The 14,686-nt window shown below is 67.0% G+C and carries 10 protein-coding genes; 7 read left to right on the forward strand and 3 right to left on the reverse strand.

Features of this window, described 5'->3' with window-relative positions; translation table 11 throughout:
- Window positions 1-43: 43 nt before the first annotated feature.
- Window positions 44-466, forward strand: coding sequence for a GNAT family N-acetyltransferase (locus I5E68_RS07570; protein WP_197162588.1), 423 nt, complete (start codon window positions 44-46; stop codon window positions 464-466).
- Here the strand turns inward: I5E68_RS07570 and I5E68_RS07575 are convergent.
- On the reverse strand, window positions 436-798 hold the full coding sequence (locus tag I5E68_RS07575) for a hypothetical protein (protein ID WP_197162590.1): 363 nt from the start codon (window positions 796-798) through the stop codon (window positions 436-438). The two genes, I5E68_RS07570 and I5E68_RS07575, sit on opposite strands and share 31 nt — an antisense overlap.
- A 256-nt stretch (window positions 799-1,054) precedes the next feature.
- On the opposite strand from I5E68_RS07575, the gene dnaN reads away from it, so the two are divergent.
- Window positions 1,055-2,173 (forward strand): DNA polymerase III subunit beta, encoded by a 1,119-nt coding sequence (gene dnaN / locus I5E68_RS07580; RefSeq protein ID WP_197162592.1) that lies wholly within the window; start codon window positions 1,055-1,057, stop codon window positions 2,171-2,173.
- A gap of 89 nt (window positions 2,174-2,262) precedes the next feature.
- Here dnaN and I5E68_RS07585 read toward each other — a convergent pair whose 3' ends face one another.
- The gene (locus I5E68_RS07585; protein WP_197162594.1) at window positions 2,263-3,570 is read right to left on the reverse strand and encodes an FAD-dependent oxidoreductase; all 1,308 of its coding nucleotides are present in this window, start codon (window positions 3,568-3,570) and stop codon (window positions 2,263-2,265) included.
- A gap of 185 nt (window positions 3,571-3,755) precedes the next feature.
- On the opposite strand from I5E68_RS07585, the gene I5E68_RS07590 reads away from it, so the two are divergent.
- The 4 genes from I5E68_RS07590 to I5E68_RS07605 all read left to right on the forward strand — a co-directional run bounded on the left by I5E68_RS07590 (window position 3,756) and on the right by I5E68_RS07605 (window position 11,416).
- Window positions 3,756-6,506 carry an EAL domain-containing protein gene (locus I5E68_RS07590; protein WP_228726877.1) on the forward strand — a complete coding sequence of 917 codons (2,751 nt, stop codon included), beginning with the start codon at window positions 3,756-3,758 and terminating at the stop codon, window positions 6,504-6,506.
- 32 nt (window positions 6,507-6,538) lie between these two features.
- Window positions 6,539-8,356 carry a translation elongation factor 4 gene (gene lepA, locus I5E68_RS07595; RefSeq protein ID WP_197162596.1) on the forward strand — a complete coding sequence of 606 codons (1,818 nt, stop codon included), beginning with the start codon at window positions 6,539-6,541 and terminating at the stop codon, window positions 8,354-8,356.
- A 193-nt stretch (window positions 8,357-8,549) separates the two neighbouring features.
- The gene (locus I5E68_RS07600; RefSeq protein ID WP_228726878.1) at window positions 8,550-9,479 is read left to right on the forward strand and encodes a helix-turn-helix transcriptional regulator; all 930 of its coding nucleotides are present in this window, start codon (window positions 8,550-8,552) and stop codon (window positions 9,477-9,479) included.
- Window positions 9,480-9,781: 302 nt separating this feature from the next.
- Window positions 9,782-11,416, forward strand: a complete 1,635-nt coding sequence (locus tag I5E68_RS07605) for an alpha-D-glucose phosphate-specific phosphoglucomutase (protein ID WP_197162598.1) — start codon at window positions 9,782-9,784, stop codon at window positions 11,414-11,416.
- A gap of 33 nt (window positions 11,417-11,449) precedes the next feature.
- Here I5E68_RS07605 and malQ read toward each other — a convergent pair whose 3' ends face one another.
- Complete coding sequence (gene malQ, locus I5E68_RS07610) at window positions 11,450-13,474, reverse strand: 4-alpha-glucanotransferase (protein WP_197162601.1); 2,025 nt, start codon at window positions 13,472-13,474, stop codon at window positions 11,450-11,452.
- A gap of 329 nt (window positions 13,475-13,803) precedes the next feature.
- On the opposite strand from malQ, the gene I5E68_RS07615 reads away from it, so the two are divergent.
- Window positions 13,804-14,649, forward strand: coding sequence for an arylamine N-acetyltransferase family protein (locus I5E68_RS07615; protein ID WP_197162603.1), 846 nt, complete (start codon window positions 13,804-13,806; stop codon window positions 14,647-14,649).
- Window positions 14,650-14,686 lie beyond the last annotated feature (37 nt).

Raw genomic sequence — 14,686 nt, forward strand, 5'->3', positions numbered from 1 at the left:
GGTCGCCGCGTGCGATCCCTTCGCCCCCGAGGCATCGGCCATAATGGCGCGCCTCTCGAACGTGCTGGAACGCCTGACGGGCGATTCCGGCACGTCCTCGTTCGACCCGACCGATCTTGCGGGCGAGGGCGCGGTGCTCCTGCTCGCGCGCACGAAGACGGGCACGGTGACGGGCTGCGGCGCCTATCGTCCGCTCGCGCCGGGAGTGGCCGAGATCAAGCGTATGTATGCCGAGGCAGGCTGCGGCGCGGTGCTTCTCGCCGAACTCGAGCGACGCGCCTTCGAGGACGACGGCTATACCGTGCTGCGTCTCTCAACCCGGCGAGTGAATACGCGCGCAATCACCTTCTACCAGCGTCACGGCTACCGCGAATGCGCGCCATGGGGGCGCTATGTCGGGCGTGCGATCTCGATCTGCCTCGAGAAGCGCGTGCCTCAGTCGGTCTCTGCGCCGGCGTCGTCGTAGATCTTGGCGTTCAGCCTGAGTGCAAGGCTGCGCGCGAGGCTCAGCGCCTTCTCCTGCTCGCGCGCGTCGGGCGCGGGGAAGCTGACGTAGCCCTCGGGCGACCACCAGAACACCCGGATCCAGTCCTGGCAGTCCTCGCGCCAGACTTCGGCATCGCCGCCACGGTTGGGCATGGTGATGATCTCGTGTGTCAGCGGATTGACCTGGCGGGCATCGCCATCCGACAGGCGCAGGCCTTCGTGACCGGCTACGGCCTGCTTCCATTCCTCGAGCGAAATGTCTTCGTGCGTGCCGTCTGCCTGCTTGCGGACGATGTGAAGGGTGCTGGACAAAGGCTTCGACTCCCGTGCCTGGAACGTGATCGCGGGGGGCTCGAAAGGGAAGATGGGCCTTTCGTTGTGCAGCGCAAGAGCAAAGCACTGACGAGCAGCTGACGAAAAAAGCACGAAAACCCCCGGAATTATCCCCAGATTCACCTTTTGTGGCCTAGTTCGCGCTTGCCGCGTCGCACGGGCGCGCTAGAGATATTTGTCCTTGTTTTGGGGATTATCACCTCCCCGGGCCGACCAAAGGGGACCTGAGGCTGTTATGAAGGCCACTATCGAACGTTCCACGCTGCTGCGTTGCCTCAGCCACGTGCAGTCCGTCGTCGAACGCCGCAATACGATTCCGATCCTCTCGAACGTGCTGATCGAAGCTTCGGGCAGCGGTTCGCTGCGCATCATGGCGACCGACCTCGACCTGCAGGTGATCGAGAACCTGAGCGCGGTCTCGGTTGACCAGCCGGGTGCGATCACCGTCTCCGCACACTTGCTCTTCGACATCGCGCGCAAGCTGCCCGACGGCAGCCAGGTGAGCCTCGATGCCGCCGACAACCGCATGGTCGTCAAGGCCGGGCGCAGCCGCTTCCAGCTGCCTACGCTCCCGCGCGACGACTTCCCGGTGATCGCCGAGGGCGAGTTGCCGACCAGCTTCGAGATCCCGGCGGCGACGCTGGCGCAGATGATCGACCGCACGCGCTTCGCGATCTCGACCGAGGAAACCCGCTATTACCTGAACGGCATCTTCTTCCACGTCTCGGAGGAAGACCTCAAGGCTGCGGCAACCGACGGCCACCGCCTCGCGCGCTTCACCATCAAGCGTCCCGACGGCGCCGAGGGCATGCCCGACGTGATCGTGCCGCGCAAATGCGTTTCGGAACTGCGCAAGCTGCTCGAGGAAGCGCTCGACACCAACGTGCTGGTCGACCTCTCGGCAAGCAAGGTGCGCTTCACGCTGGGCGGCGAGAACGGCGTGGTGCTGACCAGCAAGCTGATCGACGGCACTTTCCCCGACTACACCCGCGTCATCCCGACCGGTAACGACAAGCTGCTCAAGCTCGATCCGCGCTCGTTCTTCGAGGGCGTCGACCGCGTCGCGACGATCGCCACGGAGAAGACCCGCGCGGTCAAGATGGCGCTCGACCAGGACCGCGTGACGCTTTCGGTCACCTCGCCCGACAACGGCACCGCCGCCGAGGAAGTGCCCGCAGATTACTCCGCCGATGGCTTCGAGATCGGCTTCAACGCCAATTATCTCAAGGACATCCTCGGCCAGATCGAGGGCGATTCGGTCGAGCTGCACCTCGCCGATGCAGGCGCTCCGACGCTGATCCGCCAGGACGACAAGAGCCCCGCGCTCTACGTGCTGATGCCGATGCGCGTGTGATCTGAACGCAGCGTTCGTGAAATTGAAAAGGCCGGGGTGGATGCCCCGGCCTTTTTCGTTGGCTGATGCGCGCTGGCCGGAGCCGTCGCTCAGTCCCGACTGGCAGCGGCGAGCATGGTCTCGACTTCGGTGAACTTCTCGCGCGGTGCGCCGCTGCGGGCATTGGCGATCTCGGCCTGGTCGATCTTCTGCCAGTCGGCGAAAGTGACGTAGTCGATCCCGCGTTGCCGGGCGAGGGCATCGAAGCCTGCGCGCCCGTCCTTGCCCGCACCCGCGCCGATATCGGCGGCGACCTTCTCGATCACCGAGAAGCCGTCGGGGCGGTTGGTGCCGATGGTTCCGGTCGGCCCGCGCCTTGCCCAGCCGACGCAGTAGAGCCCGTCGCCGATGCGCCCGGCCTCGTTGGCGAAGCGGCCTCCCGCCTCGTCGTAAGGCACGCCGGCGATCGCGCTGGTGCGATAGCCGATGCACGAGACGACCAGTCCCGCGCGGATACGATAGGTTTCGCCCGTGCCCACGGCCTCGCCATCGACGAGCGCCATGCGTTCAACCTCGACGCCTTCCACCACGTCCGTGCCGAGCAGGGCGCGCGGTGCGGCGTGGAAGTGGAATTCGATCGAAACGTCGTCGGGCCCGGATTCGCGTGCAGCCGCTGCGAAGCTGCCAAGCTGTGCGAGCGCCTTGCGATGCGTCGTGTCGAGCCCGGCCTGCGCGTCTGCTGCGGGCAGGTCGGCGGCATCGACGCGCGGTACCGCGCGCGAGAGTTCGGTCAGTTCGCCCAGTTCACGCGGCGACATCGCGATCTGGCAGGGTCCGCGCCGGCCCAGGATGACCACCCGGCGGATGTGCGAGGCGCTCAGCGGGGCGAGCGCATGGGTGGCAATGTCCGAGCCGACCAGCTCGGCGGGCGAGCGCGCCAGCATGCGTGCGACGTCGAGCGCGACGTTGCCATTGCCCACGATCACTGCGGTGTCGCTGGCAAAGCCGGGTGCGAGCGCGGAAAACTTGGGGTGTCCATTGTACCAGCCCACGAAGGCAGCCGAGCCGAAGACGTTGCCCAGCCTTTCGCCGGGCAGGTCGAGTGCGCGATCCTCGGGCGCCCCGGTGGCGAGGATCACTGCGTCGTAGAGCTGTTCGAGATCGGCGATCGAGACGTCGCGGCCGAGCATGACATTGCCGATGAAGCGCACGTTGTCGGCCAGCGCTGTCAGCTCGTAGCGGTGCGAGACGTCCTTGATCGACTGGTGGTCCGGCGCGACCCCGCTACGTATCAGTCCGAATGGAACGGGCAGGGCATCGAGAATGTCGACGCGAACCTGGTCTCCCCACTGCTTGACGGCGGCCTCGGCGGTATAATAGCCGGCCGGCCCCGAACCCACGATGGCGATGTGGCGCATGGCGGTCTCTCCGGTTTTTCGGGCGCTTTTTGCGCCCTGTTACCCGCAAGCAAGCACGCCGCGCCGTGCCCGGCAAGACATTTCGCGCTCCTGTGCGACGGGTGGTACGCAATGACCGGACACGATGTGCCCTGAGCGTACACGTTTAACCGTTTCGCAATCGGTTTCGGGGCATCTACGGGTACATGGCATCGAAGGGACTTCGTTCGGACTCGCAAGGCGTTGCTCCGGGCGTGCGCGCACCGGGCGCGCAATCAGCACAGGCCGCTGGCGGGCGGCAGGCGAAAACCGCCGAGGACGGGCGTGTCCTGCGCGGCGTCGGAGAAGGCCGGCCTGCGCAAAGCGACTTCGCCATCGCGTCGAGCGATCATGAAGATCCCGTCGACCGCCTTCACTTCTTCGTCCCCGCTGGCTGGGGGCTGATGACCGGTTGCATGGCCTGCGTACTCGCGGTCATGGCAATTCTTTCGGCTTCCCTGCCGAGCCTGCTTTCCGCGGGGCTGGTCGCGGGCAGTTTCGCGATCTGCGCCATGGCGCCGCGGCTTTCGCGCTTCGAGCAGGGGCTCGGGCCCAGCGGCTGGCAGCGCTATCCGCTGATGCTCTTCGCGATCGCTCTGCCCATGGTCTTGCTCGGCGTTGCCTGCGTGCGCTGGACCAACCGTGTCGATGCGCTCGACTGGCAGGTTACCGCGAGCGGTTTCGTCATCATCATCCTGCTGGCCTCGGCGCTGCTCGAGGGACGCCTGACTTCGATGATTGCCGCGACGATGGGGCTGTGGGGCGGGGCCTGGATCATCTCCGGTTCGCTCGGCTCGCTGATCCTGCTGAGCGCGGGCACGGTGATGGGGTTGTACTTCGCGATCCGCCACGCGCGCCGCGCGATGACCGAATCCGAGCGCCTGTCGGAGCGACTGCGCGAACAGCGCCGCGCCGAGGACCTGCTCAACGAGTACGAGCAGACCGGGCAGGGCTGGTTCTGGGAGACCGACCGCCGCGGCCAGCTTACCTATGTCTCGCCGCGCATCGCCAAATTGCTGCGCCAGCCAGTCGAGGATCTGGTCGGCCGCCCGTTCAATAACCTGTTCCAGCTCGAGGGACACGAGGGCGAGAACGAGCGCACGCTGGTCTTCCACATCTCGACCCGCTCGTCCTTCCGCGACCTCTCGGTCCGCGCCGCGACCGGCGAGGGCGAGGAGCGCTGGTGGGCGATCTCGGGGCGTCCGGTGCTCGATCAGTTCAACAATTTCATGGGCTTTCGCGGTTCGGGTACCGACCTGACCGAGACCCGCAAGTCACAGCAGCACGTCACCCAGCTGGCGCGCTTCGACAGCCTGACCAAGCTGGCCAACCGGTTCCAGATGGCCGAGTGGCTCGACAAGATCCTCAATGCCCCGCGCATCGAGAGCCGTGCCTGCGCGGTGTTCCTGCTCGATCTCGACCGCTTCAAGCAGGTCAACGATACGATGGGCCACCCGGCGGGCGATGCGCTGCTGCGCCAGGTCGCGGACCGGCTGCGCACCACCGTCGGGCGCCACGGTAAGGTCGGGCGTCTGGGCGGCGACGAATTCCAGGTCATCCTGCCCGGTCATCATCTCCCGGAAGGGCTGGCCAACCTCGCGCGCCGGATCATCGAGAACCTCTCGCAGCCCTACTCGATCGAGGGTTCGCGCGTGATCATCGGCGCCTCGGTCGGCATTTCGGTCTGTCCCGAGAACGGGACCACGTCCGAGGAGATCATCCGCAACGCCGACCTCGCGCTCTATGCGGCGAAGGGCGGGGGGCGCGGGCGCCATCACTTCTACGATGACGATCTGCATTCGGACGCCAAGGAGCGCCAGCAGCTCGAGCAGGACCTGCGCGATGCGATCGCCGAGAACGCGCTGGAACTGTACTACCAGCCGCAGGTGCGCACCACGACCGAGCGTATCGCCGGTTTCGAGGCACTGCTGCGCTGGAAGCACCCGCGTCATGGTTACATGTCGCCCGCGCGTTTCATCCCGGTGGCCGAGGAGACCGGCCTCGTCTCGCAGATCGGCGAATGGGCACTGCGTACCGCCTGCCGCGACCTTGCCAGATGGCCCGAGGAAGTGCGCGTCGCGGTTAACGTCTCGCCGCTGCAGTTCGCCAACCCGGCGCTGCCCGCGATCGTCACCAGCGCCATCGCCTCTGCCGGGATCGACCCTGCGCGGCTGGAGCTGGAAATCACCGAAAGCGTGTTCCTGGGCGATGACAAGTCGACCGAGGCGATGTTCGCATCGCTCAAGGGGATCGGCGTGCGCCTCGCTCTCGACGACTTCGGTACCGGCTATTCCTCGCTCGGCTATCTGAAGAAGGCGCCGTTCGACAAGATCAAGATCGACCAGAGCTTCGTGCGCGGCGCGACCATCAAGGGCAGCCGCAACGGCGCCATCATCTCTTCGATCGTCAGCCTCGCCGAGGCGCTGGGCATGGAGACGACCGCGGAAGGCGTGGAGACGCTCGACGAGCTCGACCTCGTGCGCATGCTCGGCTGCAGCCACGTCCAGGGGTACATCTACGAGCGTCCGCTCAGCCTCGAAGTGGCCAACGCGCGTATCGAGGAGGGGCTCGATGCCGTTGCGCAAGGGCCGCGTTCGGCACGTGCGCCGCGCCAGACGATGCTGCGCAAGGTCGTGCTCGAGCACGGCGAGCAGGTCTATCACGGCACGATCCGCAACATCTCGCAGTCCGGGGCGATGATCGAGGGGCTGTGGAACGTGCCGGTCGAGACGCCCTTCGACATCCATCTCGCGCGCGGATACGTGATGCAGGCGGTTTCGCGCTGGAGCCACGAGGACCGGATGGGGGTCGAATTCGCCCGTCCGCTCGAACTGGATGGCAACGGATCGGTGGTCTTTACCCCGCCCAAGGCGCCGAGCGAGACAAATCCCGTCTCACAGCTGCGCAAGGCAGGCTGACAGGCGATGAAACCGCTGCTAACGGCGGTTCCATGACAGACCTTTCCCTGATCCGAAATTTCTCGATCATTGCCCACATCGACCATGGCAAGTCGACGCTGGCCGACCGCCTGATCCAGTACACCGGGGGCCTCACCGAGCGCGAGATGTCCGCGCAGGTCCTCGATAACATGGATATCGAGAAGGAACGCGGGATCACCATCAAGGCGCAGACCGTGCGCCTTGCCTACACCGCCAAGGACGGCAAGACCTATGAGCTCAACCTCATGGACACGCCGGGCCACGTCGACTTCGCCTACGAGGTGAGTCGCAGTCTCGCGGCATGCGAGGGTGCGCTGCTGGTGGTCGATGCCGCGCAGGGCGTCGAGGCGCAGACGCTCGCCAACGTCTACCAGTCGATCGAGCACGACCATGAGATCGTGCCCGTCATCAACAAGATCGACCTGCCCGCCGCCGAGCCCGAGAAGGTCAAGGCCGAGATCGAGGACATCATCGGCATCGATGCCTCCGAAGCCGTGCTCGCCAGCGCCAAGTCAGGCATCGGCATCGAGGAGACGCTGGAAGCCATCGTCACCAAGATTCCGGCGCCGACCGGCGAGCGCGATGCGCCCTTGAAGGCGATGCTGGTCGATTCCTGGTACGACCCGTACCTGGGCGTCGTCATCCTCGTGCGCGTGATGGACGGGGTCATCAAGAAGGGCCTCAACGTCAAGTTCATGCAGGGCGGGACCGAGCACCTGATCGACCGCGTGGGCTGCATGACGCCCAAGCGCGTCGACCTGCCCGAACTCGGCCCGGGCGAGATCGGCTTCATCACCGCGCAGATCAAGGAAGTCGAGCAGGCCAAGGTCGGTGACACCATCACCACCGTGAAGAACGGCTCGACCACGCCGCTCGCCGGCTACAAGGAAGTCCAGCCGGTCGTCTTCTGCGGCCTGTTCCCGGTCGATGCCGCCGACTTCGAGAAGCTGCGCGATTCGATCGGCAAGCTGCGCCTGAACGACGCCTCGTTCTCCTACGAGATGGAAACCAGCGCCGCGCTCGGCTTCGGTTTCCGCTGCGGCTTTCTGGGCCTGCTGCACCTCGAGATCATTCAGGAGCGCCTCAGCCGCGAATACGATCTCGACCTCATCACCACCGCGCCCTCGGTGGTCTATCGCATCCAGCTCTCGCACTCGAAGAACGAGGATGCCAAGACCATCGAGCTGCACAACCCGGCCGACTATCCCGATCCCAACCGGATCGAGATGATCGAGGAGCCGTGGATCAAGGCGACGATCTACACCCCCGACGAATACCTCGGCGCGATCCTCAAGCTGTGCCAGGACCGCCGCGGCATCCAGACCGACCTGACTTATGTCGGCGGGCGCGCGCAGGTCTCCTACGAGCTGCCGCTCAACGAAGTGGTGTTCGACTTCTACGACCGCCTCAAGTCGATCAGCCGCGGCTACGCGAGCTTCGACTACGAGCAGATCGGCCTGCGCGAGGGCGACCTCGTCAAGATGAACATCCTCGTCAATGCCGAGCCCGTCGATGCGCTTTCGCTCATCGTCCACCGCTCGGTCGCCGAGGAGCGCGGGCGCGGCATGTGCGAGCGTCTGAAGGAGCTCATCCCCCGCCACCTCTTCAAGATCCCGGTCCAGGCCGCGATCGGCGGCAAGGTGATTGCGCGCGAGACCATCGCCGCGATGCGCAAGGACGTGACCGCAAAGTGCTACGGCGGCGACATCTCCCGCAAGAAGAAGCTTCTGGAAAAGCAGAAGAAGGGCAAGGCCCGCATGCGCGAGTACGGCAACGTCTCGATCCCGCAGGAAGCCTTCATCGCCGCGCTCAGGATGGGCGAGGAATAGGCGCGCGGGCCCCGCAGCATGACGGCGCGGGGCCTGCCGCTCGGGTCAATGTATGGGCGAGGGCGCAAGCTTTGCCCCGACGCTCGGGCGATGCCTTGAAGGGCGAGCGTGATCCAGATCACGCTGCAAACGTTTGCTGGCGCGGATTCTTCCCGCACTTGTAGCATTTGCGATGGGTTGCCAGGCAGTCCTGTTGACTTACGAGCCTGCTTGTTATCACTTGTTCCGCGATGGAAATGCGCGGAGGGGGTCCGCCATTCCGACGGACTTTGCGCGCACGGTCAATCCGGCGGCAGGGCTCGACGAGCATGATGGACGGGGGCTGACGATCAGGGTCGTGGCACTGAGCGAAGACTTGCAACTTGAGGGCGTGTTCCAGAGGCTGACGCGCAAGCAGCACGAAGTAATGGGCTATGTGTCCGCGCATTTCACCAGCAAGCAGATCGCCTTCGAGCTGGGCATCTCGGTCAGTGCGGTCAATCAGCGGATCGAAGCGGTGCGCACTCGCGCCGGCTCGCCCTCTCGTGCGGAACTGGCACGCGCCTACCGCGAGTTCCAGGAAGGGGAGGACAACGCGTCCGCACCAGCAAGCATGCCCGGGCCGGTCAAGGGCATCGCAGGCCGGGAAGCCGACATTGCGCCAACGGGGATTGATGCGGGCAAGGCCACGCGTACGAGCGTTGACACCCGCGTTTCCAGCGCGCGTCAAGAGCCGGACATGCGCGAGGTCGCTACGATTTGGAACACCGCTGACGAAGGCACCCGCCGGGTTCGGTCCGTGCACTTCGCTTGCCAGTTCCACTGCATTGATCCTGAGGCGGCAGTCTCGGTCTTCGCACAGGTTCCGACCCTGTCCGGCGCACCGTTCGCAGGCAGCCTGCCCTGTGTCGTAGGCCATGATCCGCTCGCAGGCTTCTCGCTGCGCTGCCCGCCCGAACGAGAAAGCCGCAGGCCGCGCCTGCAACAGGCCCTGGCGAAGTTCGCTGGTAGCTCGCGCTCGCGCAGCAGGGCGCTTCTGGCTGTCATGCGCGACAACATGGCCTATGCCGCCTTCGGCAGCAGCCTGGTCATCATCGCCATGCTGGGAGCCGAGGCGATCAGCTACGCCGCTCACTTGGGGTGAGTTCGCGCCGGGCCGGCCCTGCTTCGCAGCACGGCAAGGCGCCATGACACTATCCAGTGCGGCTCATAGAAAATACGCGGATAGTCCGGAAATGGTACGCATCGGCCTGCGAGATGCAATTTGCGTGTTCGAGGCGGCGCCTCTTGCGCAAATTGGGACAAGTCGTGCTTGACGGGGACGCAAAGTCTTCGAAATTACATGTGGCATTGCAACAAGATCATGCAACGCGAAGGCTGCTTCGTCGTTGTTGCGCCACGTTTCGAATTCTCTGTCCCGAACTCCCCCCAAGCCGGAGGCCTCACTTGCCCGATATCATCACCGTCGCGACCCAGCCCATCGCGGGCCAGAAGCCCGGCACCTCCGGTCTGCGCAAGAAGGTCAAGGTCTTCCAGCAGCCGAACTTCGCCGAGAACTTCATCCAGTCGGTGTTCGACGTGGTCGAGCGCGACGAGGGCGCCACTCTGGTGATCGGCGGCGATGGCCGCTTCCACAACCGCACGGTGATCCAGCAGGCGATCCGCATGGCCGCGGCCAACGGCTATGCGCGCGTTCTGGTCGGGCAGGGCGGCATCCTCTCGACCCCGGCGGCGAGCAACGTGATCCGCAAGTACGGCGCGAGCGGCGGGCTGGTTCTCTCCGCCAGCCACAACCCCGGCGGGCCGGACGAGGACTTCGGCATCAAGTACAACATCGCCAATGGCGGCCCCGCGCCCGAGGGCGTGACTGGCGCGATTTACGAGCGCACGCTGACGATCGATCGCTGGCTGAGCGTCGATGCGCCCGACATCGATCTCGATGCCATCGGCACCGTCAGCGTCGCAGGGATGAGCGTCGAGGTGATCGATTCGGTTGCCGACTATGCCGATCTCATGGAGACGCTGTTCGACTTCGATGCGATCCGCAAGGCGGTCGCCTCGGGCTTGACCATGCGTTTCGATGCGATGAGCGCGGTGACCGGGCCCTATGCCCGCGAGATCCTTGAGGGCCGGCTGGGCTTTCCCGCGGGCACCGTCGTCAACGGCACCCCGCTCGAGGATTTCGGCGGCCACCATCCCGATCCCAACCTGATCCACGCGCGCGAACTCTACGAGCTGATGATGGGCTCGGATGCGCCCGACATCGGCGCGGCCTCGGACGGCGACGGCGACCGTAACCTCATCATCGGGCGCGGGCGTTTCATCACGCCCTCGGACTCGCTGGCGATGCTTGCCGCCAACATCGAATGCGCGCCCGCCTACAAGGGACGCCTCGCCGGGATCGCGCGCTCGATGCCGACCAGTGCGGCGGCCGACCGCGTCGCCGAGGCGCTGGGCGTCGGCTGCTTCGAGACCCCAACCGGCTGGAAGTTCTTCGGCAACCTGCTCGATGCGGGCAAGGTCACGATCTGCGGCGAGGAGAGCGCGGGCACGGGCTCGGACCACGTGCGTGAGAAGGACGGCCTTTGGGCGGTCCTGCTGTGGCTCAACATTCTTGCCGTGCGCGGCATCTCGGTCGACGAGCTGGCGCGCATGCACTGGGCGCGCTTCGGTCGCAACTACTACGCGCGCCACGACTACGAGGGCATCGAGAACGCGGGCGCCGACGCGCTGATGGACGGGCTCAAGGCCGCGCTCGCAACGCTGCCGGGGCAAAGCTTCGGCGCGCTCACCGTCGCGGTTGCCGACAGCTTCTCCTACACCGATCCGGTCGATGGCTCGGTCAGCGAGAACCAGGGCATCCGCATCCTGTTCGAAGGCGGCAGCCGCGTCGTGTTCCGCCTCTCGGGCACCGGCACCCAGGGGGCGACCTTGCGCGTCTATCTGGAAAACTACGTCGGCACCGATGGCGATCTCGATGCCGAGACCGGTGCGATGCTGGCCGACCAGATCGCGGCGGCAGAGGCCATCGCGGGCATTACCAGGAACACCGGACGCACCGCTCCCGACGTGATCACCTGACCGAACCGGGGGCGCCCGGTTCCGGCGCTTCCCCTAGTTCTTGCGGGCCTTGTCCAGCGCCGCGATGCGCGCCTGCGTCGTGGGCTCGTCCAGCAATGCCGCGAGCGGCGCGTCGAGCCGTCTGCGCCAGTTGGGGTGCTCGTCGGTGGTGCCGGGAAGGTTGGGCTGCTCGCGCTCGCCGAGCAAGTCCTCGAGTGGCACGATCGCGAGGCGCGAGGGCGTCTTCCCGACATGGTCCAGCGCGGCTTCGAGCACGGGGGCGGTCTCTTCGGGATCGGGGCGCGTGCTGCGGTCGTGCGTGAGGCAGGCCCAGAGCAGCCCGCGATCCCAATTGCGGCGAAGGTCCGCCTCCTTGCGCGTTGTGCCCTGGGGGAGGCGCGCGAGGTCCTGTGCCCAGTCGAGATCGCGCCCGCTCCACCAGCCCGCCAGCGTCGGGGTATCGTGCGTGCCGGTCATCGCGACCGAGGCTGCCGGATAGTCCGCCGCGCCGATGAAGCCTTCGTCCTCGGCCCGCTCGAACCACAGCACGCGCATGTCGAGCAGCGCGCGCTGTTCGAGCGCGGGCAGGAAGTCGGGCGGCGCGGTGCCCAGGTTCTCGGCGATGAGCAGCGCGCCCGCGCGGTGGGCCTCGAGCACCGCGAGGCGCAGCATCTCGGCGAAGGGGTAGGTGAGATAGGCGCCCTCGCTGGAGGGTGCGCCCTCGGGGATCACCCATAGCCGCGCCATGCCGAAGGCGTGGTCGATACGCAGCGCGCCGCAGGTCTCCAGCGCCGAGCGCAGGGTCGCGATCCAGGGCGCATAGCCCTTGGCTGCAAGCCCGCGCGGCGAGAAGGTCGAGAGCATCCAGTTCTGCCCCTGCGGCCCGAGCGGATCGGGCGGGGCGCCGATGGTCAGGCCCTCGAGCATCGCACCGGGCATCGACCAGGCATCGCTGCCGCCCGGATGCACGCCCACCGCGAGATCGCCGACCAGCCCGACCGCCATGCCTGCCGCATGCGCGCACTGCTGCACCGCGCGCAGGCTTTCGCGCGCGAGCCACTGGACGAACATGGCAAAGCCGATCTCGCGCGGATGCTCGCGCGCGAAGCGGCGGGCGGCCTTGCCCTCGGGATCGTGGTACTTTTCGGGCCAGTGCCGCCAGCCGCGCTTGCCACCTGTCTTGCCCTTGGCGTGCAGGTGCAGGTCGAGCGCATCGAACAGCGCCTGGCGTTCGAGCGCCTCGCGCGCGTCCTCATCGAGTGCGGCGATATCGCGCGCCACGCGCTCTTGGGTCGCAGCGTCGAGCCCTTCGTAGAGCGCGCGCAGCGCCGCGAGACGGCGGGGCAGGGCGCTCTCCCAGTCGATCAGCGCGCCGGAAGCGAGGGGCGGCAGGTCGAGCTCGGGCAGGCCGACGAGTTCGGGCGCGGCGAATGCGGTGTTGAGAAACAGGCGGCTCGACGGCGAATAGGGGCTGTAGTCGCGCCCCTCGCCCGCGAAGAGCGCGTGGACGGGGTTGATCGCGAGCATATCGGCGCCGCTCTTAGCGAAGAGGTCCACCGCCTGTGCCAGCTCTTCAAAGGTGCCGTATGCGTCGTTGCAGGCGGGGCTTGCGCCGCGCAGCGCGGGGATCTGCACCGCCGGGCCCCAGAGCCGCTCGCCCCGGCGCTCTGGCGGGAGGATGTCGTCGGGCGTGGGGCATCGGCGCGGGGCGACGGCGAGGGTGAGCGTGTGGCCTGCGATCTCCAGCCGGTGATAGCCCGGCACCTGCACCGGCGGGAGCGACCAGCCCGAGCCGGGCACGCGCGTGCCGTCCTCGAGCGTGACGTGCGCGGGCCACAGGCTCGCGGGCAGCGGGGTCGCCGCGCCCACTTCGGTGACGAGCATGGCGGGCACCGCCTCGGCCTCGGCCTCGATCCGCTCGAGGCTCTGCTCGATCGCGGCAGGCTCGTGCGCAGGATAGCCGAGCGCTGCCGCGATGCGCTCGAGCGAGGCATCTGTGACGACGCGCTCGACCCCGTCGGCATCGCGCCATTCGCGTTCGATGCCGATGGCGCTGGCGAGCGCGTGCAGTGGCTTCATCGTGGCTCCGGAACCGGACTGCGCGCCTGCGGGATGCAGCGCGCGAACGGCACGAGGCTAACCCGCACGGCGCGGGGCGGCAATCACGAATGCAGGTGCGAAAACGGGCGCGAATACAGTCTGGGGAGCGATGACCGTACGCAGGGAGAAAGGGCTATTCTCAACAGGCGATAGCCAGCTTCTCGACAGTATCTCCACCCGTTCTCCACAGGCTTGCACACAGCGTTTCAACAAGGCTCTGCACGGCCTTTCCACAAGGTTTGCGACAGGTTCTGCGCAGGTTTTGCACAGGCTTGCGTACAGGGCTCGCGCAGGCCTAGGAGCGCTCCATGGACCTTTCCGCCTACCTTGCCCGCATCGGCCTCGCCGCCGCTCCGCCCGCCAGCGCGCAGGGGCTTGCCGCGCTGCAATCCGCGCATCGCCGCAGCATCGGCTTCGAGAACCTCGACGTGCTGCTTGGCCGGGCGATCCGCATCGATGGCGAGGCGGTCTTCGACAAGCTCGTGCGGCGAGGGCGGGGTGGGTACTGCTTCGAGCAGAACCGGCTCTTCGCCGATGCGCTTCACGTGCTCGGCTTCGCGGTGCGCCCGCTGCTGGCCCGCGTGCGGCTGGGGCAGGCCTGGGAGGCGCCGGTCCCGCGCAGCCACGTGCTGCTGCTGGTCGAGATTGCGGGCGAGGCGTGGATCGTCGATGCCGGGTTTGGCGGAGCCTTGACCCCGCCGCTCTGCTTGCGCGACGGTGCCTCCGCCCTGACCCCTGACGGCGCGCGCCACCGCCTGCGCCACATCGGCGCGCCCGGCTCGCTCATCGGCGAATGGCTGCTCGAACGCGCTGGCCCGCCCGAGGCCACCGACGGGCGCGCAGGCGACGCCACGGGCTGGGTGGCGCAATATGGCTTCGACCTCGCGCAGGTCTGCGCGGACGATCTCGAGCAGGTCAACCACTGGACCTCGACCCGCGCGGGCACGCGCTTCCTCACCACGCAGGTCGCCAGCATCGTCCTCGACACCGGCTTCGCCGCCCTGACCGACACGCGCCTGACGCTCTACCGCGAGGGACGCACCGAGCGCCGCGAGATCGAGGGCGCACAGGACCTGCGCGAAACGCTCGCGGGCACGTTCCGGATCGACCTGCCCGAAGCCGACCTCGCAAGGCTGCCGGTGTTTGTGGGGTAGCGGGGCGGGGGGCGTTGCGAGGGCGTTATGGCGTTGT

The sequence above is a fragment of the Novosphingobium aureum genome, assembly GCF_015865035.1.
In the GTDB taxonomy this organism is placed as follows: domain Bacteria; phylum Pseudomonadota; class Alphaproteobacteria; order Sphingomonadales; family Sphingomonadaceae; genus Novosphingobium; species Novosphingobium aureum.